Source organism: Dyadobacter sp. CY323 (genome assembly GCF_021390245.1).
Classification (GTDB): domain Bacteria; phylum Bacteroidota; class Bacteroidia; order Cytophagales; family Spirosomataceae; genus Dyadobacter.
This window is the reverse complement of record NZ_JAJUXH010000001.1, coordinates 726,565-751,711: the sequence shown is the minus strand read 5'-3', so window position 1 is coordinate 751,711 and position 25,147 is coordinate 726,565. Positions and strand designations below refer to the sequence as shown.

General features: G+C 49.8%; 16 protein-coding genes. 14 read left to right on the top strand and 2 right to left on the bottom strand.

Going from position 1 to position 25,147, the window contains the following annotated elements; all coding sequences use genetic code 11:
* Nucleotides 1-48: 48 nt before the first annotated feature.
* The 14 genes from LZG72_RS03240 to LZG72_RS03175 all read left to right on the top strand — a co-directional run bounded on the left by LZG72_RS03240 (nt 49) and on the right by LZG72_RS03175 (nt 22,012).
* Nucleotides 49-2,013, top strand: coding sequence for a S9 family peptidase (locus LZG72_RS03240; protein ID WP_233867427.1), 1,965 nt, complete (start codon nt 49-51; stop codon nt 2,011-2,013).
* Between the two features lie 60 nt (nt 2,014-2,073).
* Nucleotides 2,074-2,961, top strand: a complete 888-nt coding sequence (locus tag LZG72_RS03235) for a DMT family transporter (protein ID WP_233867425.1) — start codon at nt 2,074-2,076, stop codon at nt 2,959-2,961.
* A 290-nt stretch (nt 2,962-3,251) separates the two neighbouring features.
* A complete protein-coding gene (locus tag LZG72_RS03230) occupies nt 3,252-6,353 on the top strand; it encodes a SusC/RagA family TonB-linked outer membrane protein (protein WP_233867423.1) in 3,102 nt (1,033 codons plus the stop codon).
* 28 nt (nt 6,354-6,381) lie between these two features.
* Nucleotides 6,382-7,947, top strand: a complete 1,566-nt coding sequence (locus LZG72_RS03225) for a SusD/RagB family nutrient-binding outer membrane lipoprotein (protein WP_233867421.1) — start codon at nt 6,382-6,384, stop codon at nt 7,945-7,947.
* A 24-nt stretch (nt 7,948-7,971) separates the two neighbouring features.
* Nucleotides 7,972-9,219 (top strand): hypothetical protein, encoded by a 1,248-nt coding sequence (locus LZG72_RS03220; protein ID WP_233867419.1) that lies wholly within the window; start codon nt 7,972-7,974, stop codon nt 9,217-9,219.
* Nucleotides 9,216-10,418 (top strand): hypothetical protein, encoded by a 1,203-nt coding sequence (locus LZG72_RS03215; protein ID WP_233867417.1) that lies wholly within the window; start codon nt 9,216-9,218, stop codon nt 10,416-10,418. Before LZG72_RS03220 ends, LZG72_RS03215 begins: the two co-directional genes overlap by 4 nt.
* Nucleotides 10,419-10,455: 37 nt before the next feature.
* Nucleotides 10,456-12,381, top strand: a complete 1,926-nt coding sequence (locus LZG72_RS03210) for a glycoside hydrolase domain-containing protein (RefSeq protein ID WP_233867415.1) — start codon at nt 10,456-10,458, stop codon at nt 12,379-12,381.
* A gap of 128 nt (nt 12,382-12,509) precedes the next feature.
* Nucleotides 12,510-15,836 (top strand): DUF5107 domain-containing protein, encoded by a 3,327-nt coding sequence (locus LZG72_RS03205; protein WP_233867414.1) that lies wholly within the window; start codon nt 12,510-12,512, stop codon nt 15,834-15,836.
* Between the two features lie 3 nt (nt 15,837-15,839).
* Nucleotides 15,840-17,879, top strand: a complete 2,040-nt coding sequence (locus tag LZG72_RS03200; RefSeq protein WP_233867412.1) for an esterase family protein — start codon at nt 15,840-15,842, stop codon at nt 17,877-17,879.
* A gap of 6 nt (nt 17,880-17,885) precedes the next feature.
* Nucleotides 17,886-18,164 (top strand): ACT domain-containing protein, encoded by a 279-nt coding sequence (locus tag LZG72_RS03195; RefSeq protein ID WP_233867410.1) that lies wholly within the window; start codon nt 17,886-17,888, stop codon nt 18,162-18,164.
* A 131-nt stretch (nt 18,165-18,295) separates the two neighbouring features.
* On the top strand, nt 18,296-19,060 hold the full coding sequence (gene agaR / locus LZG72_RS03190; protein WP_233867408.1) for a transcriptional repressor AgaR: 765 nt from the start codon (nt 18,296-18,298) through the stop codon (nt 19,058-19,060).
* A 195-nt stretch (nt 19,061-19,255) separates the two neighbouring features.
* A complete protein-coding gene (locus LZG72_RS03185) occupies nt 19,256-19,600 on the top strand; it encodes a BlaI/MecI/CopY family transcriptional regulator (RefSeq protein WP_409017650.1) in 345 nt (114 codons plus the stop codon).
* Nucleotides 19,587-21,062 (top strand): POTRA domain-containing protein, encoded by a 1,476-nt coding sequence (locus LZG72_RS03180; RefSeq protein WP_233867402.1) that lies wholly within the window; start codon nt 19,587-19,589, stop codon nt 21,060-21,062. Before LZG72_RS03185 ends, LZG72_RS03180 begins: the two co-directional genes overlap by 14 nt.
* 83 nt (nt 21,063-21,145) lie before the next feature.
* On the top strand, nt 21,146-22,012 hold the full coding sequence (locus LZG72_RS03175) for an alpha/beta fold hydrolase (protein WP_233867399.1): 867 nt from the start codon (nt 21,146-21,148) through the stop codon (nt 22,010-22,012).
* A 50-nt stretch (nt 22,013-22,062) separates the two neighbouring features.
* On the opposite strand, the gene LZG72_RS03170 is transcribed toward LZG72_RS03175, so the two are convergent.
* Together LZG72_RS03170 and LZG72_RS03165 are read right to left on the bottom strand one after the other, a co-directional pair.
* Nucleotides 22,063-23,520 (bottom strand): FAD-dependent oxidoreductase, encoded by a 1,458-nt coding sequence (locus LZG72_RS03170; RefSeq protein ID WP_233867396.1) that lies wholly within the window; start codon nt 23,518-23,520, stop codon nt 22,063-22,065.
* Between the two features lie 116 nt (nt 23,521-23,636).
* Nucleotides 23,637-25,118 carry a RagB/SusD family nutrient uptake outer membrane protein gene (locus LZG72_RS03165; RefSeq protein WP_233867393.1) on the bottom strand — a complete coding sequence of 494 codons (1,482 nt, stop codon included), beginning with the start codon at nt 25,116-25,118 and terminating at the stop codon, nt 23,637-23,639.
* Nucleotides 25,119-25,147 lie beyond the last annotated feature (29 nt).

Here is a 25,147-nt window from a genome sequence, read left to right as displayed (position 1 = left end):
CAGAAACAATCATTACCCGACCCGCTTTTTATGATCCCGAAGGAAATAATGACCTCTCCCCGAGGACTTGTGACAGAAGATTTATCCAAAATCAGAAAAGTGGGCACACCCCTGCTGTCTCCTGCGAATGATTACCTCGTATATCAGGTATCGGTAGCCGACATAAATGAGAATGAACGATATGACCTGATTATACTTTTGTCTGAGGATAAATCCACGAAAACTAGTTTAGGACGGGGTACCGTGCATGCATGGTCACCCAACGGCACCGAACTTCTATACGAAACCGGGAATGGGGAGCTGCATATTTATACTTTAAAGACTCAAATAAGCCGGTTTTTGGTCCGGCGCCATGAATCTTCCTATTTTTTCAACCATCTGGCCGAAAAGAATTGCATCTGGTCACCGGACGGACAACATATCGCCTATCTCAGCTCAGACATTTCAGTCATTGAGACGGAGAATGCAGGAGTTCGGGTGATCGAAGATCTTCTTTACAGATCCAAAGGCGGGAAAGACAGACCGGTATATGCCGATCACGACCTGACGCACATCTATATCATCCCGGCCGCGGGAGGTTCACCTGTACTTCTTACCCCCGGCCCGCACAACGAGCATTCTATTACCTGGGCACCCGACAGTCGTGTAATAGCTTTCATCAGCAACCGGCACGCCGAACCCGATGGCATTCAGCAGAGCGACGTCTGGAAGGTGGATGTTGGCTCGCAAACGATCACCCGCCTTACAGAGCAAACGGGCATGGCCTACCAGCCTGCGTGGTCGCCGGACGGCAACTACATTGCCTTCCTGGCAACATCAGGGCAACTCGGCACCAACGATAGCACGGCCGAGGATACACACATCGCACTGATACCATCCAACGGCGGACACTTCCAATATCTTACCAAGGCATTCGACCGGAGAATCGAGCACATCCGATGGCATCCATCTGGAAAGTATATCTATTTTACCGCCGGTGACCGCGGCGACACCTCCATTTATCGGGTAGCCGTTGCTAACCAAGAAGTTGAGATGATCCAGGGCGGCGCAGGCTGCATTTCCGGGTTTTGTCTCGATTCCAATGGAGAAGGTTTTGTGTTTGTAAAATCAGACGCGAACCATCCGGCAGAGATTTTCCTAACTAAAAATCAGGGCGCCATCATTGAGCAAGTAACTGAGGAAAACGCAGAATGGATTGAAAATAAAAAATTGCAACCGGCAGAGACATTCTGGTTTCAAAGCTTTGATGGCACGCCGGTACAAGGATGGCTGATGCCGCCTGTTAGTTTCGATCAGACACTTCGGTATCCGCTCATCCTCCTTATCCACGGCGGGCCGCACAACATGTTCGGCCAAGAGTTCGACGAACGCATGCATTTGCTTTCCCAGGCTGGATATGCGGTTCTTTACATCAATCCACGCGGCAGCCATGGCTACGGACAAGCCTTCTCCAATGGCACCATCATGGACTGGGGAGGCGCTGATTATCAAGATCTAATGGCCGGAGTAGAGTTTATCTTAAATGAAAAGCCGTGGCTCGATGAACAACGACTGGGTGTAACCGGACAGAGCTACGGGGGCTATATGACAAACTGGATCATCACACAAACCACCCGTTTTCAGGCAGCCGTGACCGACGGCGGACTGAGTAATCTGGTCAGTTTCGCAGGTACTTCTTTGTATCACTCACTAATGGAATCAGAATTCGGCGGCCGTGCCTACGACCGGTTCGACCTGCTCTGGCAATGCTCGCCACTGCGAAATGTAGCCCGGACAACCACTCCAACACTGCTGTTGCACGGAGAAACGGACAACGAAGTACCTTTTTCCCAAGCCGAGGAAATGTACATTGCCCTCAAAAAACGGGGCGTAAATACCTTGCTCGTGCAATACAAAGGCGAGGGCCACGGCTGGCGGCCGGAACTGAGCCCGCGCAGCAAAGCCGATTTGAACGAGCGGATGATCGGTTGGTTTGATACTCATATAAAACCATCAGTACCTGTTACCTTATAAGCCCCAGGCATTTATTTCAGATCAAAACAAAACCAAAAAAGAAGAGAACCCCGGAATTTCATGAGCAGAGAAAAAAAGAATTGGCTGATCTACGTAATTATTCACGTCCTGTTCATCGGAGTGTGGGGCGCCGTCATTGAGATTCCGGAAAAGAACGGTTTCCCTACCACGCTGGGATACGTCGTCTGGGCATTTACTATGGTACCGGCGGCCCTCGCTGCTCTGAAAATGAAGGGCTGGAAACTGGATTTCAACAAAAGCGCCATACTCTGGGGCAGCCTCGCAGGTCTTTTGGGAGCGGGCGGCCAACTGGTACTTTTCTTCACATTACGCATTGCGCCAGCCTACCTGGTATTTCCGCTACTCTCATTAACCCCGGTAGTGACCATCCTGCTGGCAGTATTGTTTCTACACGAAAAAACCGGCAAAACGGGCTGGATCGGAGTCATTCTCGCCCTGTTTTCCATTTTTATGCTTTCCTACCAGCCCGCTGGCTCCACGCAGGTCAGCGGCTATACCTGGATGCTGCTTACTGCTGTACCGCTGTTTGCCTGGGGCGCCCAGGGGTATATCCTGCGATTTGCCAACGAGATCATGTCTGCGGAAAGCCTGTATTTCTACATGATGGTAACGTCCGTGATGCTTATTCCCCTGGCATTATATATGACCGACTTTAACCAGCCGATCCATTGGGGTTTCAGCGGGCCTTACCTTTCGGCAATCATACAGTCACTCAATGCATTTGGTGCACTGTGCCTGGTATATGCGTTTCGCTACGGAAAAGCGATCATCATTGCGCCCATTACCACCGCACTGTCGCCGGTACTCACGGTTGCATTATCACTGGCCTTATATCAGACCATTCCGCACCCAATCATTATAGCGGGCATCGTACTGGCCATTGTGGCTGCGCTCCTGATGGGATTTGAAGAAGTTCGCAACAGTTAATTTCCACTCCTTTTCTTCATTAGCCGGTTTACCCGCATTCCGGAAATGTCTTTTTTATTCAACTTTCCCTGCCTGTTCGGAGCCTGAATACTTCCTCTGAACTCATACCGCCATTTCATCAAAGCGAAAGATTACTTCACCACATACCTTCCATATCCGTTTATTTTATAAATAAGAAATAAAAAAGAAAGTAATCGAAAGAAAAATATTTAACAATAATTTCATTTTGTATTGAGTTTCTTTATTTTAGCGTAATCATAAGACTGTTCCACCTAAAACCTTTTTCAAGTATGGCACGTACGTTACTCCTCCTGCTATTTTTTATGAGCGCCGGGTTAAAATTGTTCGCGGAGAAAACCGCATCCCCGGCTTCGCTGTCTTCAAAAACCAGACACAAACAACTGGTCGTCAAAGGGAAAGTCCTGGATGAGACCGGGGCTGCATTGCCCGGCGCATCGGTTACCGTTAAAGGGACAACTACTGGTGTACTCAGTGACGCCAGCGGCGATTTTCAGATTACTGTCACAGACGAATCTGCCGTATTGACCATTAGTTTTATCGGCTACCGGATCAAAGAAGTCCCTGTGAGCCAGGAGTTCATGACGGTGCAATTGACCCCTGACGCTACCCAGCTCGACCAGGTGGTAGTGACTGCCCTCGGGATCAGCCGGAAAACCAAGGCACTTACCTACGCGACCCAAAAAGTGGAACCAAAGCAGCTGAATGAGGTTCGCGATGCAAACAACCTGCTCAATTCGTTCCAGGGAAAGATTGTAAATGCATTGATCACCCAAAGTTCCGGCGGGGTCGGCAGTGATGCCAGGGTCGTTCTGCGGGGCAACAGTTCCATTGCCGGCGAGAACGGCGCGCTGGTCGTGGTTGACGGTGTGCCGAACAGTTCCATTACAAGCATCAATCCCGATGATATTGAGTCGGTGAACGTATTGCGGGGAGCCGCTGCGGCTGCGCTATACGGCAGCCAGGCAGGTAACGGGGTGATTGTCATCACTACAAAAAGAGGCACGAGCGGCAAGGCGACAGTTAATGTCAATACAGGTGTAACCGTAGAGACGCCATTTGCATTGCCTTTTTTCCAAAACACCTACGGACAAGGAAACCTGGGAGTACTGAACCCTTCTATCGGCGATAGCTGGGGTGCCAGAATGGAAGGCCAGGAATATACCAACATCCAGGGAAATCCACGGAGTTATACGGCACAGCCCAATAACGTCCGCGACTTCTTTACCACCGGGGTCAATAACCATAACTCAATCAGCGTGGCTGGCGGAACGGACCGGGTACAGAATTATTTGTCATACACCAATAGCAACGTGTCTGGTATCATACCAAAAAACAAGCTTTCGAACCACAATATCAACCTGAGGATGACCAATCAGCTGGGCAAGCGTCTGACGGTCGACTCGAAGATTACGTATTTCAGCCAAAAGATCGATGCCCGCCCGCGTTACGGCGAAGGCAACAAGCCGGTCTTCGATATTTATCAGATCCCGCGCAATTACAGTACCGAAGACGCTCAAAATTACGCGACCACTAATAGCGTAGGTGTTCTGACACCTGCCGCCTGGCCTACTACGGCAAACAGAGTGTACGGAAATCCTTACTGGGTAGTGAACCACGACATTCTTGACATATACACCAATAAGGTAGTCGGTTTTCTGTCGGCCAAATACGCATTGACACCCTGGCTGAACATTACCGGACGTGCCAACCTGGACAAAGTTTTCGAAAAACAGGAACGCCGCACGTCGCAGGATACCTGGCAATGGGCCAATAAACCCGGCGGATATTTTTCTGTGGCAGAATCCAAAAGTACGCAACAATGGTATGAGGCGATCCTGGACGGTAATAACAAGCTGGGCAGCGACTTTACAGTTAGCTATAATTTCGGCGCCATTTATCAGGACCGCGCCTTCGACCAGATCACCAATGTGGCGGACGGTCTGAATGTCGCCAATAAATTCAGCCTTTTGCTAGCTACCAATCCCGTTATGACGCCTTCCGGCTGGCATATCCGGACCCAATCCATATTCGGTCAGGCCAGCTTCTCGTACAAAGATGCCTTGTTCCTGGAAGGGAGTTTACGTAACGATTGGGATTCGCGGCTGCCTGCTCCACACTCATTTCAGTACTTCTCGCTGGGAGGTTCGGCCGTCGTTTCCGACCTCATTACGATGCCCAAAGCGATCTCATTCCTGAAAGCCAGCCTTAACTATGCAGAGGTCGGCAACGGAGGCCAGTTCGGTCTGTTGGTACCTTCGTACAGGTACACGCCGGGTGCCGGCAACGGATACCTTACCCGTAACACTACCTTACCTCTGCCGGGCCTGAAACCAGAGATCGTACAAAGCCAGGAGGCCACTGTGGAAGCCAAATTTTACGGCAACCGCCTGGGCTTCACTGCCACTTATTACAAAAGCAATTCGAAGAACCAGCTGCTGTCTATCAGCGTACCGAATGCAACCGGGTATTCCAGACAGTACATCAATGCGGGTAACATACAAAACAGGGGTTTGGAATTCGTGCTAAATGCCACACCGCTCAAAACATCAGGCTTCGACTGGAACATAGACCTCAATTTTGGCTTAAACCGGAACAAGGTAATATCGCTCACAGACCAGCTGAAAGTCGTATATCTCGGCGGACACCTGGATTTCGGCGCCCAGCCTCAGATTATGGTGGGTGGCAGTTACGGGGACATTATCTCCTACCAATGGAAGCGTGATAACAGTGGAAACTATGTTGTGAATGCCAATGGCACACCCATGACGACGCGCGTTTCAGGTGACCAGCCGGGAGTGATCGGCAATTTCAATCCGAAGGCCAATATGGGTATCACCAATACCTTCAATTACAAAGGCTTTTCACTCAGAGCACTGGTAGACGGTCGTTTTGGGGGAATCCTGGTATCTGGTACCGAGCAGAACATCGCGTTCAGTGGTTTGACGGAAGGTACGCTCCCCTACCGCGAAGGCGGCTGGGACCTGAAAGGGGTGAATCTGAAAGGTGAGCCTGTAAAACAAACCATTACCGCCCAGCAGTTCTGGCAAACTGCCTCGGGTAAACGTACCGGGACCGGCGAATTCTTTGCTTACGACGCCACCAACATCCGTCTGCGGGAAGTATCGCTGGGTTACAAGGTGCCTCTGTCGGCCAAGCTGCCGATCAAGGACATTTACATTTCCCTCGTGGCGCGCAACCTTTTCTGGATTTACCGGGGAAGCTCGATCCTGGATATTCCGGGAGTTGGCAAGAGAAAGCTCTGGTTTGATCCGGACATCAGCAATGGCAATGGTAATGACTTTGCCGGCGTGGAGTACGGTGCATTGCCATCCACCCGGAGCATTGGCCTCAATCTGAAACTGAATTTTTAAGGTCCAAACCCCCAAAAAATAAGCTACTATGAAACGCGTATTCAAAAAAATCATCCCCTACTCCTGCGCTGCTTTATTGCTGACGGCCGTAAGCACTTCCTGTACAGACAATTACGAAGAAATAAATACAGATAAAAATGCAGTAATGTCCATTGGCGCGGCCGAAATGCCCTATCTGTTTTCGAAGGCCATCAGTGCCGTGCGGTGGAACGATCAGGTCGGCGACGTTTTTCACGGAGATCAATATGCACAGTACCTTGCCAATATATCTCCTTCCTGGTCATCCGACCGGCTCATTATCGATATGGGCTTTGCGGCCAGTCCCTGGAATGCCCAGTATACCGAAATAGTGCCGCAATTGCAGACCATCTTTGAAAAAACAGACCCCAATTCGGCAGAATATGCCATTGCAAACATCTGGTGGGTTTACACATTTCACCGCCATACCGATTACTGGGGACCTATTCCGTATTTCAAAGCGGGTATTCCCGGCAAATCGGTGGCTTATGATCCTCAGGATAAGATCTACGACGATTTTTTCAAAAGGCTTGCCGCTGCAACCAATGTACTCAAGACTAAAACGAGCGAAAAACCTTTCGGCAGCTTCGATCTTATTTATGGCGGCGATGCAGCGAAATGGTTAAAATTCGCCAACACATTGCGCCTCAGGCTGGCGATACGGATCTCGGATGTTGATCCGGCGAGAGCCAAAACGGAAGGAGAAGCGGCTTTCAGCGGCGGCGTGTTTACGAGCAGCCCCGATGATGATGCCCTCGCGAAGAAAAACAATCTGGACGGAAATTCCCTTTCGGCGCAGTCGGATTACAATGAAGCCCGGATGTCTGCGGCTATGGAGTCGGTGCTGAAAGGCTACGAGGACCCCCGCATTTCGGTCTATTTTCTTCCTGCTTTGAATACCAATACTTACGAAGGCGTCCGCAATGGTCTGAAAACGGCGGAGGTTTCTCTTCCGATGAATGTTGCAAAAGCAGCCTCGCACGTGGGTCCGCGGTGGTCGTCACCTGCATCGGGTGGTATTGCCAGCTACCTGTCTACCCCAGCCAACGTCATGAGCACTGCGGAAGCTTACCTGCTGCGCGCAGAAGGCGCTATGCTGGGCTGGAATATGGGCGGCACTCCGAAGGAGCTCTATGAAGGAGGTATCATCAATTCAATGAAGCAGTGGGGCATTACCGATCAGGCTGCCATCAATGCTTATGTGAGCAGCACCAAAACGCCGGTGGCCCCTCAGGATATGTTCAACAGCCCTGCGCTTACCCATGTACCTGTGAAATTTGATCCGTCCAATGCGGCTGTGCAGAGAGAGCAGATCGCCGTACAGAAATGGCTGGCATTGTTTCCTGATGGCCGCGAGGCATGGGCTTCTTATCGTCGCACCCACAAAATTTTTGACCTTTATCCAATCACCACGTCGGATAATCCCGATATTCCAGATCCAAGCAGCAAATGGATCCGCCGGCTTCCATTCCTGACGGCTGAGTACCAGTCGAACGGGGACGAAACCCGCAAAGCTGTAAGTCTCCTGAATGGGCAAGACAAGATCATTACACCATTATGGTGGGACAAAAACTGATACCGTTATTTCAAACAGCATCTTATGAATTTTCGCTCTTTTAACGGACTATTTGCAGGAGCATCCCTGGTCGCCGGTTTACTACTGGCGCCAGGGTTTAAAACCGCCTTTGCCCAGAAATCCGCAACCACCGAAAAGAACATTGCCTTTATCGAGTATCCTGATTTTCCGGAGGCGCACTCCACCTGGGGTTCGATCGGGTACAATGCAGCCTCCAACACCGTGCATATCGGGGTTACCAACCACAGCAATAAAATTGGCTTGTATACTTTTGATCCGGCCCAAAATTCGATGAAACTGAATGGGTTCATCGGCGACATGGCGCATTTGCGCAAGTTTCAATGGCAGGGAAAAATACATTCCAAAATCGTTGCCTCACCGGACGGCTCCATTTACTTCTCCACAGACGGCGGCGAATCGCGGGAGGAATACCTGATGGAACACCCTCAGGGTTATGCCGGAGGCTTTTTTATGAAATGGGACCCAAAGACAGGCGACCTGAAAAACCTGGGAATGGGCTTGCCATACGAAAGTATCAAAGACATTGAGATTGACCCGAAAACGGGAACGCTTTATGGCATTACCTACCCGCAGGCGCATTTTCTCGTGTTCGACCCGGCCAAAAACGACCTGCGCGACTTTGGCCGCCTGGCCAGCTCACACGTTCCCCGTGTATTGTTCACGGACTCCTGGGGAAACTGCTATTATGTGGATTGGAGGCAACGTCTGGTGAAGTACGAAAAAGAGCGGGACACCCTGGTGTTTGCGCGTGAAAGCCTGCCGGCTTTTGCCGGTACGCCCGGCTCAAAAATCATTACGGGAGTTACCGCCTACGCTAAAGACGAAGCCAAAGGGATTATCTACCTGGTCACCTACGGCGCAAAACTCATCGCATTTCATCCCGAGAAAGAAGGAATTGGCAAGGTGGAAGATCTGGGTGGGGTTATTGATACTGGCAAGGCAGTGTCCTGGGGGCCTTATGTGCCTAATCTGAACATTGGCACTAATGGCAAGCTCTACTACATCATCGGAGGACACGGTAATTATGTTTTGAAAGACAAAACGGTTTTGGTGGAATATGATCCTGCTACCGGGAAAAAGACCATTCTGAAAGAATACCCTACTACTGCCATTACCGAGGCTACTGGCTCGGACATCAGGGACAAAGACGGAAACCTGTACTTTGCCGGTCGGCGTCGCTTAACGGGCAAGGGTGACCTGAGCTCACCGTTTTTGATCAAATTCAATCCCGAAAAAGATATCCGGAAATGAGAAATCTGACTAAAAAAATATTGTTGCCGGCCTTATATCTGACATGCTCGGGCCCGCTTCTTGCCCAATACACATTTTTTACCCCAAAAGAAGCATTTGCCATAGAGGTTTCGCTGCCTAACAGCGCTGAAAAACGGCTGCCTATGTACCGCAATGCGATCACGTCCCTGCATGTACAAGGCGACCGGGTATTGGGAGGAACTACTGCAAAGGATGGATTATCGCCCTATCTTTTTGTCGCGTCTATATCCGAACGCAAGGTCTTGTCCACCAAAGATTTGAGTGAAACCATTACAGGACAAAAAGGCATTGCTACCGGCTTCTGCAAGGGGGCCGATAACCAGCTCTATGCAGGTACACTGGCACAGGTGAATAAAAACCAGCAGCCAGGCCACCTGATACAGGTTGGTATCGGCAATGGGGGGAAGATCGAGGTAAAAGATCTGGGTGCACCCGTGGCAGGAGAAGGCATTTTCGCCCTTCTCAGCAACCGGGAAGGCACCGAACTTTACGGGATCAGCTACCCGGGCGGCCGGTTTTTTACCTACAACATTGCAACTAAAAAGGTCCAGGTATATGATGAAGTTGCCCCAAAAGAAAAAGAGCTGAAAGATGCGCATGATTTTGCTATCGGGCCCGAGGTTTACCTTTGCAAGGCGCTCGTTCAGGATAACGCGGGACTGGTCTACGGCAGCACAGCTGGCAATCGCATATTTGCATTTGATCCTGTCAAAAAGAGTATTCAGTTTTTAGAAACTCCATTACCCAGCGTTTGGGGAAGGGAAGTGTTGGGACAGGTAGAAGCCTGGGCCAAAGCGCCCGATGGAAGACTTTACGGAGGTAATGCAGGTGATGGTCAATTATTTGTGCTGGATCCGAAAACCAAAAAGATTAAAAACCTGGGTAAGCCTATGATGATGGCCCGGTTACAGGCATTGGCTTTCGGGCGCGACGGTAAACTGTACGGGCTTGCCGGTGGTGCGCCGGGTTACTCCCATTTGTTTTACTACGATGAAAATGGCGCCGGCTTCGTGGACTTGGGTAATCCCGAATTCAAAATGGTGGCACCGGGTATCGAGCAGGGCATTCTGTGGCGGGGCTTTCAATTGAGTACGCTGGCCGCTTCGGCCGATGGGAAATACATGGTAATGGGCGAAGATGAAGCATTAAGTCAGCTCATGATCTTTCCCGTGGAATAATCACATCGGTCAAAATTTCTTGAATTAAAATATATTTATGATACGATTTGCGAACGTAATCCTTCTCTATTTAATCTTCTCCGCATGTAACGGCGGGACAAAAAAAACTAGCAGCGACCCGTGGCTTTTACGGGCACTGCCATCATCTGTCCGTCTGGATCCTGTCTCCAACGAAATCATCGAACATCGGTTTAAAGGAGTCCAGGCCAATGCGGCCAGCAAAGGAAACCTTCTTGAAAAAAACTGGATATTTGATGGAAAAGAGGTTTCTCTGCATGGAGCCCGTGGGGAATATGTCTCGTTCCAGCTGGTTTTGACGAATGAATCGGACTCGGCACTCGCCGGGATCAAAATCGAGATGGCACCCTTTAAGAATGGAAGTGCCGAACTTGCGATTCAGCCCGAGCTGTTTTTGGAATGGTCGGTAAAAGTGGAGAGCCCCAGTACGGGTTATCCCAAAGCTACCCTGGGCACCGGCTGGTATCCCGACGCTCTGATCCCGATCAAACACATTCAGACGGATTCGGCAAAGGTCCGCGGACGCTGGGTATACCCATTTACCCTGCCCGACTTCAATAACCGGATCAGCAACCAGCGTTCGCAGATAATCTGGGTGGATCAATTCATTCCATTGGATGCAAAAAAGGCGCAGCCCGGCACGTACAAAAGTGTGATTACAGCAACTATCGGCGGTCATACCAAACAAATTCCGGTTAATCTGACGGTCTGGGACTTTGAACTGCCCAACGAAAATATGTTCAAAGCCAGCCTCCAGCACGAAGGTTTTCTGAGCCGGATGGACGAAAAGCAGGAGCTGGCTGTTTACCAGCTGTTCAAAAGAAACCGCATTTCGCTGATGGACCCGACTTATGACCCGGAAATGCAGGTGACAAAAAACGGCAAGGTGGAAATTCAGTGGGGCAAATTTGACCAGCGATTAAAAAAATACCTGACCGGTCAAGCATTCACGGAAGCCAATGGTTACAGCGATGGCCCGGGCTACGGCGAGCCGCTCGAAACTTTCGCGCTCCCATTCGACGTCTACGGCAAGCATGGCACTGCAGGCTGGCCGGATATCGGCAAACCCGAAGTTGAGCGCAATGCCGCTAACCAGACCGTATACCTGAGCAGCATCCGGCAGGTGCGCGAGCATTTATTACCAATGGTGGACCCTAAAAAAACATTACTGACAGTTTATCTGAACGGTCTGGATGAATCGTACTTTCCTGAGGCGTGGTCGCGGATGGTATTTTACGGGGATTTGTTTAAAAAGGAATACCCAGAGGCCAGGTTCCGTGTAGATGGGGCTTATTCCAAAGAAGCTATGGACGTCATCGGGAAGTCCATCACCGACTGGGCATCGCATACCATCAATTATAACATCGGCGAGGCGAAACAATATCAGAAAATGGGTATTAAAGACTGGCTTTACGGCCCGATGTTGTACGAACAAAAGCTGAACAGCTGGGTAGGCAGCTCGACTTTCATTGATCTGCCGCTTATCAACGACCGGGCGATCAGCTGGAGTTGCTGGAAATACAAAACCTACTCCTGGATCAGCTGGGGTATCGGTGCCGGCTGGGAACGCGGCTGGTATGACCCCGAATCCTGGAAAGACTACTATAAGGAAGCGTCGGAGGCTGATGCGGAATTTACGTACCGGACATTCAATGGAAATGGCTCTGTCATTTACAAGCCCGGCATGGTGCCTAATGTATCGCAACCTTGTCCATCCATCCGTCTGAAAACAATGCGCGATGGCGTACAGGATTACGAATACCTGCGCCTGCTCGCGAAACGGGATGGCAATAGCAAACGCGCCGATGCGCTGGTCAACAAGCTCATCAAAGAACCGTTCGGGGACGGGGCCATCGGCAAGCTCGATGTGTGGAGCTACGATCAGGAACAATGGTATAAAGTACGGATGGAACTGGCTGAGCTTATTTTGGGGAATGGGAAGTGATATGTGTGTTGTGAGATCCGGGGCGCGGGGCGGTGAGATCCGGGGCGCGGGGTGGTGAAATGTAGTAATTGATTTTTGTATTTCTAAATCTTGTATCTGTCTGCGTGAGTGTTTTAAACTATTTTTCAATGCTGTTATCGATTGACAGAATGGTGCGTTTCCTAGTGCCGCAGCTGGCACTGCCGCAGCTGGTGTTGTCACCAGCGGCAATGCTGCCGCAGCTGGTGTTGTCACCAGCGGCACTGCTTGCGCTACTGGTGTTATCACCAGCGGCGCAAGCGCAAAAAGCCAGTGTCACGGAAAAAGTACAGTCGATGAAGACGTACCCTTTTTCTGATCCCAATCCGGTGCCGGTAATGGGGGTCGGTAAAAAAGTTTCGCCATTTTACCCCTACTACGTCTTTGATGGTTATACCAATAAAAGCACGACCAAAAATTGGAAAGTGGTGGAGATGGAAAATCCCTACATTAAAGTACAGGTGTTGCCGGAGGTGGGTGGTAAGGTAATGGGTGCGATTGAAAAATCCACCGGCGAGGAGTTTGTCTATACCAACCACGTCATGAAATTCCGCTCCATCGGTATCCGGGGACCTTGGACCAGCGGCGGCATCGAGCACAACTTCGGTCTGGATCTCGGCCACGCTCCCTGGGCAGCCGCTCCGGTCGACTACGTGATGCAGAACAACCCCGACGGAAGTGTCACTTGCGTGGTAGGCGGCCTCGACCTGGCCTCGCGAACGCAATGGCGGGTGAAGATCGTACTCCCCAAAGACAAAGCATACTTCGAAACGCAAAGCCTTTGGTATAACCCCTTACCCCTGCACGACGCGTATCTTTCGTGGGAGAATGCCGCATTCCGGGCATCGGACGATATGCAGTTCTTTTTTCCGGGAACGCACCACGTGGGACACGACGGAAATGCAAGCCCCTGGCCCATTGACGAAAAAGGTGTGGATTTATCCTTTTACAAAAATGTCAATTCCGGTGGCGATAAGTCTTATCACGTCATGGGTACGCACACCAATTGGTTTGGCGGATACTGGCATAACCGTCATTTCGGCTTCGGTCACTGGGCTCCTTATTCGGATGCTCCCGGCAAGAAATTATGGATCTGGTCGCGGGCCAGGGAGGGTGCTATCTGGGAAGATCTGCTCACAGACGCGGACGGACAGTATATTGAGGCCCAGTCGGGTGTCACATTCAATCAGGCGGCCGAACGAAGCGGGTTTCATAGCCCATTCAACCAAAAGTCGCTGGGGCCTTTTTATTCCGAAACAAAAACCGAATACTGGTTCCCGGTAAAAGCCGCGGGCGGAATGGTCGATGCTTCACCTTATGGCACACTCAATGTAGTGACGCAGCGTGACAGTCTGAAAATATACTTCAACCCCATTTCCCCCATCACTGATACCCTCAAAGTGACGGTAGCCGGGCAGACGATATATCAATCCCCGCTTCAACTTAAACCCATGGAGGTGTATGTCAAAACGATTCCATTGACTGCGTCAGAAGCTGATCGGAAGTCTATCCGGGTGACGATCGGGAAAGACCGGCTGGTGTACTCGGCTCAGGCAGAAAAGGTACTCGACCGTCCTTTAACTTCCGCCGATAAGCAGGATTTCCGCTCGGCAGAACGGCTTTTTGAGCTGGGAGAAGATGAAAATGCGATGCGCGATTTCGAGGGGGCACGTCTGCATTACCTGGAATGTCTTAAAAAAGAAGCCACCCACAGCGGTGCATTGATCCGGCTGGCCGAATACCATTACCGCAAAGGTCAGTATACACAAGGGCTGGATTTTGCCCGGCAGGTATTGGCCGAAAACACCTACCATGGCGGTGCCAACTACCTTTACGGGGCACTTTACCGAAAATTGGGCGACCTGACCAAAGCGGAAGAAGCATTGTCGGTGGCATCCTGGACTATGGAATACCGGTCCGGTGCCAATGCGCAGCTTGCGGGTATCGCACTGGAAAAGCAGGATTATGAAAACGCCGAAACCTATGCCCGGAAAGCATTGGATTACAACCGCAATAACCTGGTCGCATATCAGCTTCTGGGCACCGCGCTTCGAAAATTAAACAAATCAGACCAGACGGCCCAGGTATGGAAAGAGCTGCTGGACATCGACCCGCTCAACCATTACGCACATTTCGAACAGTACCTGCTCCAACGGACAGACGAAAGCCGCGTTATTTTCCAGAATGCGATCCGCAATGAGCTGCCGCATGAAACCTACCTCGAACTGGCAATGGATTACGTAAACCAGGGACAGAACGCGGAAGCCAGGCAGTTACTCGCATTGGCACCCGCCTACCCTACGATTTCCTACTGGCTGGCGTATCTGAACCGGGATTCATCGCCGCAGGAAAGCACCACACATTTGCAAAATGCCATTGCAATGTCTCCGGAGTTTGTTTTTCCATTCCGCCTGGAAAGCATTCCGGTATTAATATGGGCTGAAAAACAACAATCTTCCTGGAAAAACCGGTACTACCTGGGATTGATCTACTGGCATATTGGTGATAAAGAAAATGCTAAAATGCAGTACGCAGCGTGTAAAAACGAGCCCGACTATGCGCCTTTCTATATCGCAAGAGGTATCCTTTTTCAAAACGACGCGACCACTACGTCCCAGGCGGAATTTGATTTTGTGAAGGCCAGTCAACTCAATCCCAAAGAATGGCGCACCTGGCATTATCTGACGACTTATTTTAATAACAAAAAATTGCAGGAAAAGGGGCTTGAAAATGCCCGGATAGCCTACAAACGGTTTACCGACAATCCGGTAATCGGGATCGACTATGCAAAATCGCTGCTGAATGCCGGTAAATTCGAAGCCTGTCTGCAAGTATTGAATAAGATCCAGATTCTGCCACAGGAAGGTGCCCGCGAAGGCCATAATGTGTATGTCGTGGCAAACCTGGCCAGTGCCCTAACTTTGGCCGAAAACAAAAAATACCCGGATGCTTTAAAAGCACTTGACAAAGCCCGTTTATGGCCGGAAAACCTCGGTACCGGCAAACCGCACGAGCCGGATACCCGGCTGATCAACTACCTGGCAGCCCATTGCGAAACGCAGCTTGGCCACGCTGAGAAAGCGCGCGGATACTCACAGGAAATTATGGATTATACATTAAATGCCGATAAAGAAAGCAATCGCAATGCGCTCAACCATTACCTCGGCGTAAAATTGCTCCAAGACGCAGGCAAACAGGAACCGGCTCTGAAGTTCCTGAACGATTGGAAAACTGAACAGGATTCGCTTCGAAATTGGGAACTGACCAAAGGCTCCGACGCGCCGGAAGTACAATGGGTTTTGGCCAAAGCAAAAAACGAAGATGCACTTTCTGAACGGCTCAGACAGGAACTAACAGAAGACAAAAAGTACAGCCTGACCACCGTCTTTTTCAGAATACTCGATCTGGCAGATACCCGTAAAAGAGGCAATAAATAGTGTATGATGTATCAGAGAAATGGGGTTACCGATTTTTTCAAAACTAACGGCTGTCACCTGCGCCGGGCATTGATCCTGCCCTGCTTAATGATTTTTACGGCGCTGTTGAACGTTCATGCCCAGCCGCCCCGGCCAAAAGGAATTATTGAAGACCATACCCATTACAGTGAGGTATTTAAAGAAAACCGTCACTTCCGCCTGATTTTGCCGCCGGATTACCACCAGCATCCTGAGCGGCGGTATCCTGTGATCTACTATTTCCATGGCAATGCAGGTCGGTTCAATGGTCCGGCTGAGGGTGAGGTTTCCCGTTCCGGCGAAGCACGTTACTACGATGATTTTAATGGAAACTGGGCGCGTACCGGCCCCGATTCTCTGGACAATTTCACTAGCTATGTGGCTGATAATGATGTGATCATCGCCAAATGGGACGGCTACGTGCCAGCGCAATATCCGCGTCCGTACGACATTGCCCCGGTGCGGGAAGACAAACAGTTCGTCGATTACTTCCCGGAATTTGTGCAGTACATGGATGCTCATTTTCGCACAAAAGCTTCTCGTAATGCACGTGCGGTGTCCGGGCTGAGTATGGGTGGATTTATGTCCATGCTGGTTGCGTCCAAATACCCGCATTTGTTGTCCAGCGCTTCGTTTTTCTGCCCGTCTGCTTCCTTTACCGTGGGTCCCAGAGCCTTACAGATCTATACGCCGTTTAAAGAAATGGGGCGCAACTTCGTTGGTCTGCCGATCCGTATGCATTTGGGAAGCAAGGATTTTTTGCGGCAGCATGATGTGGAGATCGACAATGCTTATAAAACGCTCGAATTGAACTATGAAAGCTGGCATTATGGAATTGGCTATTTCAAAGGCTTTCACAATGCGGTCAATATCCAAGGTCAGTTCGATTTTCACATGAAGTACTTCCGGATGCCGCTCGTTCGACCGGAAAAATGGCACCATATCGATGTATACCCGAATTTTTCCGTCTGGAATCACGCTGTCAGCACTGACCGGGCTATTCCAGGCTTTACCGTGCTGGATGATGTGCGCAGGGAAGGATTTAGTCTCCAAACCAAAAAATGGCTGCCCGACGGCCCGATGGTACCGAACCTTTCCGTGAAGATCATCACCGATAGCATTTACCCCTCAAATACCCGCTTCGAACTGGTCCGACTGGATGTACCCACACGCAAAATCGCTCGCTCCAATGTGCGCAGCGACATAAAAGGCCGCATTCAGTGGCAGGGAACCGGCCAGCACAGCGACATAGGATTGTATAAGACCGGCGATCCGGGGCACATTACCATGCCGACCTACACGCTTGACCAGAATATGCCGGGTGTCGGTGATATCGTTTCCCTGAGTCCATTGTTATTTAATAAAGGCGGGGCTGCGGTGGATTCTATCCGCGTTGAACTGATCGCTCAGGATGAGGAAGTGGAGGTAATGGACCCGGCCGTGACTATCGGGAAGCTGGCTCAGGCGGCGCTGCATGAAAAGACAGCCTTCCGGATCCGGTCACGACATGCAGGCCTGGATCGCGCCAAGTTGAAATTAATAGTAAGCTATAATGGTAAAAAAGATCCGTTTTTACTGGAAGTACCTTTTTACTCGCCCGAAAAAACGCTTAGCAATTTTAAGATCGCTGATGGACTAGCCGTGAAGCTGGAAGTAGAAGAGAAAACAGTTGTCGGAGAAGGAAACGGCGACGGGATTGCCAATCCGGGTGAATGGATAAGCATTTTCACCCCATCTGAACTTGATTCGCTGCATGATTTCGGCCTTCAACTTCATACTGGAGATCCTTATGTTGCCATGGACAACCGGCGCATGCTCTTTTTTGAGCGAAAAGACTGGTCGGGCGCAAAACGGTTGACCTCGCAGGTGCAGATTAAACCGGATTGTCCCGATGGGCACGAAATATCGTTTTACGGTATTTATGAATATCCTAAAAATGGCGACACGCGCCGGGACAACCATGGAGCGCATTCGTTTATTCGTGAAACAAAGCGGGTTTCGTTTACTGTGAAAGTCAAAAGATAGTTTTAGATGGAAAGCCAAAGTGCCGATTCATGCCGGATTTCGATCTATGCCAGCGACACCAATAACGTTTTGAGCAGGATTTTGCAGTTGTTCGGGAAGAGCAGGTTCGACGTCAGCTACATTCAGGTTTTCAATACCCGGGATGAGAACTTGAAACTGATCGTCGTGGAAGCATCATTTCCCAAAGAAATGATGACACTGATCGTCAGCCGCATTGAAAAAATCATTGAAGTGCACCGGGCCTTCCCTCATGCGGAGGAAGAGCAAAAACCAACTGCCTGCTGAAACTGTTAGTACTGGTTTTACAACACCATTTCCCCAGATGTTGCTACCTTTGCAGCCTGACCTGAGCAGCCCGCCGTTTCAGTCATAAATACCATTGAATTAATAATAACAGAATATAAAGAGTCGATACCATGAAAAAGACTGCGCAACGTCGTTCGCTGATATTGCAAAAACTCGATGAGTTGGGTGAGGTAAATGTGAATGATCTGAGCGAGTTGCTGGATGTAAGTGAAGTGACGATCCGCAATGATCTGGATAAGCTGGAAAATAGCAACCTGCTGGTTAGAGCTCACGGCGGGGCATTTAAAACCAACAACATTGCGCTGACAGTCACCGAAAAACGGAAGATCAATCACGACATCAAGCGCCTGATCGGTAAAAAAGCTGTCTCGCTGATCAATGAAGAAGACAGTATCATACTGGATTCCGGCACCACTACCTTTGAAATATCGAACAACCTCGAAAAGTTCAAGAACCTGACCGTAATCAGCAATGCGCTGGATATCGTCAATAACCTGGCCCAGTATGAGAATCTGCAGGTATATATGCCGGGCGGATATCTGAAAGAATTTTCCATGTCCCTCGTCGGGCCGATGGCCGAGCGGAACTTCAAACAATTATACTGCAACAAGCTTTTTTTGGGGATCGACGGCATTAAGGCGAATACCGGCGTTTTTACACATTATATGGAGGAAGCTTACCTCAACCAGATCATGATCGATATCGCCGAAGAGGTGATCATCGTTACCGATTCGTCCAAATTCAAAAAATCAGGTCTGGCTTTTATCTGCGGTTTTGATAAGATCAACAAAGTCGTCACCGACGACAAGATCGAAGAAGCTGATATCAAAATGCTGAAGCAGCACAATGTGGAGGTGATCATCGCCCATAGCTAAACAGCTTTCTCATCGTTAAACGTCATTATTCTTTTGTTCAGGTTGGTTTTAAATCGCATTTAGAAATGTGATTTAAAACCAACCTGAACTCATAACGTATCATTCCGTTTTATAACTGATAAAATAGTTGTAAAACTGAAAAGTACGTTATATCTTTCATGCATGGAAGCATTGACAAAAACAGAAGAACGGGTAATGCAAATTCTGTGGGATATCAAGCGCGGGTTTGTAAAGGATGTTATCGACCGAATGGGAGAACCTGCCCCGCCGTACAACACGATATCGTCACTCATTCGCATCCTGGAAAAAAAAGGTTTTGTAGATCACAAAGCCTATGGAAAAACGCACGAGTACTTTCCGCTCATTTCTAAACTGAGCTACCGCAGCTTCACGTTCAGGAATTTTGTTGCCAATTATTTTGACGGTGCCTCAGGCAATGTTCTCTCGTTCATGCTGGAAGAACGGGATCTTTCTGCGGAAGAAATTGAAGAAGCCATAAAGCAAATAAAACAAACAAAAACAGGCGATGATACTAAGTGATAAAGCGTTTTTCACGTGGCTGCTGAGCGCCTCTCTCTCGATGCTGCTGCTGTGGGTTGTGTACTCGTGCTTCTTTCGGACATGGACCTTTTTTGCATTAAATCGCTGGATACTGATTGCCGGCACCTGTGCTTGCCTGGCGCTGCCTTTGATATCATCAGATGTAGTGGGGCCACTATTTACCTCGGAAGATTACAGCCAGAGCCTGGTATTCAACCTGTACCCATTTCCTGATGATGCGCCGCCGGAAACTGGTGTTAATGCAGTTGCGGTGAATTCTCAGCAACCTTTTGAATGGATTAGGCTGACTGTTGCGCTCGTTTACTGGGCAGGTGTTGCGTTCATGCTGGTCCGTTCGTTAAAAACTTTCGCACAGTTACGCGGGATTAAAAACGAAGCGGAGTTAATAACCCGTGACATTTCTAACGTATGGGCACAGAGTCGGCTACCCACTTTTTCATTTGGCCGTGACATTTTCCTTCACGTCCATACTCTCTCGTTATCAGCGGAACAGTTAGCTACGGTGCGTCGTCACGAAGAAGCACACGTGTTACAAAAACATAGTGTCGACAATATTTTTTTCGAAATCGTCACAATTATTTTCTGGTTTAACCCATTTGCCGGAAAGTTATCCAGGTACCTGCGGGATGTTCACGAATTTCTTGCCGACCAATGGGCGTTAGCCGGACGTCGCGAGGTTACCGATTACCAGCAGCTCCTAGTTAGTCTGGCTTCGGGTGCATCGACTAACCGTCTTGCACAGCCTTTTTCCAATTCTCAATTCTTTCGCCGAATAGTCATGTTAAATAAACCCAGAACAAATTATATGGAACGTTTCAAATTGCTTTTACTAGTTCCCACCGTCGCAGCGGCAATGTTCCTGACTGCCTGCGTGGATGAAGATCAAAATGCGCATACCGACCAACAGGCTGTAAGTACCCCTCCGGCTTCTGCGCCCGTCATCTCCAAAATTACGTGGGTGGGTAATCACGCCCATTCAGACAGTGAGCTTAATAAGTTGTTAGGCATTAAGACGGGAGACCTCTATGACCACCGCGTTTTCGAGGATGCTATGAATCGCGGAACACGTGCAGAATCCGTAACCAATCTTTACATGAATAATGGCTACCTGTTCTTCCGCACCGAAATTTCAGAAAAGCACGTTGGGAATACAGTTGAATTGACCGTGAATGTCCAGGAAGGAGAACGCGCCTGGGTCAACAACGTTACCTTGACAGTCAAGAACGGCGCGAAGCTGCAACTGGATCAGTTGAGGCCACTATTAGATGTGAAGAAGGGTCAGCTCTTTAACCGTGCGCTTTTAGTTACATCCCAGGAAAAATTAGCAAAAAGCGGCCTGGTTCGGTCGGACAGCGTTGAGATCCACCCGATTCCCCTGGCAATGGGAACTCCTGTCGGGAAAAGACTTATCGACTTTGAATTCGTGGTGCAAAAACCCTGACCAAAGGTGACTCGGCAACGTATCTGCTCAGAGCTGCGTACATGGGATTATCGTACTTTCATAATCACTTTACGGCATCGCGCATGAAACGGATTCATTTTTACTTGCTGCTCATTTTCACATTGATCTCCTGCAGTAATCCAAAAAAGCCAGCAGGACCGGTTAAGTACGGTTCAAACGGCGGACAGCATTTGACGATAAAAGGAACAAAGATTTACTACGAGGAGTATGGCACTGGCACTCCATTGCTGCTTTTACACCAGGGGCTTGGGTCCATTGAAAACCTGAGCGGCGTTATTCCCGGGCTATCCGCGCATTTCAGGGTAATTGCGCCAGATGCTCCCGGCCACGGACGGTCTGAGCAGGCCGACAGTCTGAGTAGTGACCTTCTGGCCGATTACTGTTCTGCATTGATTGATGCTCTGAAACTGGATAGTGCATATGTGTTAGGATGGAGCATGGGAGGAAATACTGCGCTGCTCCTCGCCGCAAACAGGCCCGACAAAATAAAAAAAGTCGTCAGCGGTGCTTCAAATACCAAATCGGGCGGACTGACCCAGGAGGCGCGCGACCTGTTGCAAGAATACACCGTGGAAGCGGTGAAAGAGGATAAAGACTGGCTGGAGCATTATCAGGCGATGAATCCCCAGCCAGAAAAGTGGGTTAAGTTTTGGGAGGATACTCAAAAATCGTGGTCAAGAGAAATTAAAATCCCGGACGACAAACTTTCCAGCATCGCCATTCCTGTTTTGATTATACGAGGAGATCGTGATATGATCAAACTCGACCATAGCATCGAAATTTTCCAATCACTCAAAAAAGGACAATTATGCATTTACCCGAACACAGACCACGAAATGCCCGACGAAAAGGGTGACATACTGTGCAAGATTGCCATTGATTTCTTCAATGAAGGTAATCCGCCCGCACCGGCATTGGAAAAGAAGTAGCGCTGCCTGCAATGCGTTTTCTGCATTTGCAACGGAACTACGACCTTTCGTCAGCTGCGCATACCCAGTTTACTTAGCAGCTGAGCGGCCTCGCTCCATTCCACCTCATGCGGCATTCGATTACTTTTGGCAGCGATGGCCGCTACTGCGCCAGCCGCTTCACCCATCGCCACGGCATTGCCGGTGACCCTGTAGCTTGCGTGGGCTGTGAAATCCCCGCTGATACACCGGCCCGCCATCATCAGTCCATCCACGTCTTTGGCAATCAGTGCCCGTAGCGGAATGTCATACGGAATCATTTTAATACCTCCGCGTGAAATCGTTTCCACCTCATTGGTTTTCCGGTCCGAGGCATGTATATCAACCCCGAAAGTCGGGCGGACGACAGCGTCGGCATGACGGGCGCCAACAACGAGATCCTCTTTTGAAACCACGTAACGCCCCTCGATCCTCCGGCCGTCGCGTATCCCGATCTGTTCGGGCGTAGCGACAATTTGCATCCCTTCCCACGGACCCCCCAGTTTATTCAACCCCCGGACGATGCTGTATACTTCTGCACGTGCCCGCACCGTAGCCTCCGTGATTTCATCGGCGTCAAATGCTTTGATGTTGTACTCATGATTCACCATGATCATCACCAGGTTTTCCCGGATCAGAAAAAGCGTGGGCATTCCATACGAAGGACTAATGCCCGCCCGCTCGATCTCTTTGGCAAAAGCCTTCACCGCAGGAACATGCCAGTTTTTATTATCTCCTTCATTGGCATAAAATGAAATGTACTGTTTCAAAGCAGCCGGATCCTTCACAACCGCCAATGTGTTCAGCGTCAACGGCTGGCACGGACAAGTATCCCCGCCCTGCCCGATTTCCCATTTGTTGCCCGCCTGCGCACCGAGGTCGCCATCCCCGGTGGCATCAATAAACACTTTGGCTTTCCACGCTTCCCTTCCCGACTTGGATTCCGTGATCACCGTGGTAAGCTGTTTTTTATCCTTGTAAGCAGCCGCCACCCGGGTATGCAGCCTAAATTTCACCCCGGCTTCCGCGCACATTTCTTCCAGCAACAATTTCATTTCATCGGGGTGGTATACAAACTGGTCGGCTATTTTGTTGCGCCGGGCGTCGCGCTGGTCGAGCTTTTCTTTGAGTTCTTTGGTCAGGCCGGGTTTATTAAAATCAAAAATATAAGTCAATAACCCTGCCGTCCATACGCCTCCGAGGCAACCGTGTATTTCAAGAAGCTGAGTCCTGGCTCCGGCGCGGGCGGCTGTGATAGCCGCAGAAACCCCGGCAGGTCCGGCACCGCATACGATCACATCCACTTCATCTTTAATGCGTAAATTCTGCGCCGGCTCCTTGAACTCCCCGGCTTTCTTTTCGTCAGCCCCCAAAGCCATTACCGGCAATGCAACAGCCCCCGCCCCAGCCACAGCCGATCGCAAAAACTTGCGACGATCAAGGCTAAACATCCCTAAAAACCCATTTTTATCTTCATTATTAATTCCCATATCCCATAAAGTTTAAATATTGTACATTTCACATTTCACATCTCACATCTCACATCTCACATCTCACACTTCACATCTCACACTTCACATCCCGCACCGGCCGCCCGGATCTCACACTAATACCCCGGATTCTGATCTTTCACCGGATCAATAGCCTTATTATATCCCAATTCCGATACCGCTATCGGCCACAGGAATGCCATTTCAGCGATGGTTTTCCCTTTGGTAGCCAGGATGATCGCACGTGCCTTTCCAGTCCTTTTCAGTTCCAGCCAACGCTTCCCTTCATATTGAAATTCGTAGCCCCGTTCCTTGATGACCAAATCCAGAAAAGTGGCTGCATTGTAGTCTGCCAGTTTAAAATCAATGGCTGAAACAGCTGTCGGCGCCAGGCCGTATGCCCGGCGGTGCACCTGGTTCAGTGCCTCCAAAGCCTCGGCTGTCGGACCGTTTCCTGCCTGACTGGCAGCTTCCGCATAAATCAGCAAAAGATCCGCATATCGATAAAAGGGAGCATCGTTCGCCGCACCCGGCCCACCGATTGCATCCGGGTCAATGAATTTTTTGTTTAACAGCGAGGTCGCCCCGATGCCGATATTCCACGAATACCACTGACCTTTCCGCAAGTCTTTATTATCCCAATTGGCATATACCGGATTGGTGGTGTCGCTATGATGCCCGTACACGCCGCCGCCGCCGTGCAGTTTGGTACCCGGGTGATTGGTAAGCCATGGCCACAGATTTCCCTGTCCGGTCTGATGTGAATATTTGAGGTAAAATATTTCCTCTGAGGTGGTTATCACCGCCGGGCCGAATATTTTCTGAAAGTCTTCGGTTGAACTGACGGGAACCAGCGCATACTTTTTGGCCTTGATGACTTCATCAGCCTTATCCCTTGCTTCGGCAAACCTGCCCAATTGTAAATAAACATCGGCCAAAACGGTTTTCGCGACGAGTTTAGACGGCCTGCCAGACTGTGTCACCTGATCAGGCAGGTTCGCCTCGGCATCTTTCAAATCGGCCAGGATTAAGTTATAGACCTCTTCCGGGGAATTTCTTTTCGCATCCACATCCGTCATATTCGCCTCGGTGCGGATAGGCACGGCACCCCAGTTTCTGACCAGATGAAAGTAGTTGAACGCACGAAGGAACTTAGCCTCCGCCACGAACTTCGCGATGTTGGCCGGACTGATCGCTTTCCCGTTCGGCGCGTTTTTGATCACCAGATTCGCATTGCGGATACTCAGGTAAAATCCCTCCCAGGCCCCCGCCGTGCGGCTTACGTTGACATTGTCCAGGCCCTGGAAATTGTTGAGCACCGTGTAACTGCCCCTGCCATAGGCATAGTCTATATGCGCTTCGAGAACGGCGATGTAAACCCCCATTCCACTGGTATTGTTGCTGCGGAGCGGCGTGTAAATGGCATTGGTTGCCGCTTCCACCTCCGCAGTGGTGTTGTAAAAGGTTTCGACCGCCAGCGATTTGGTTTCTTCTTTTAACACTTCTTCACAGGATGAAAGAAAAATAAGCGGCAGCGCCATTAAAACTAGTTTACTTACAAATGGCCTCAGGACGGATAAAATGAATGGTTTTTTCATGTCTTTGTTCAATATGAATGATCAGAATT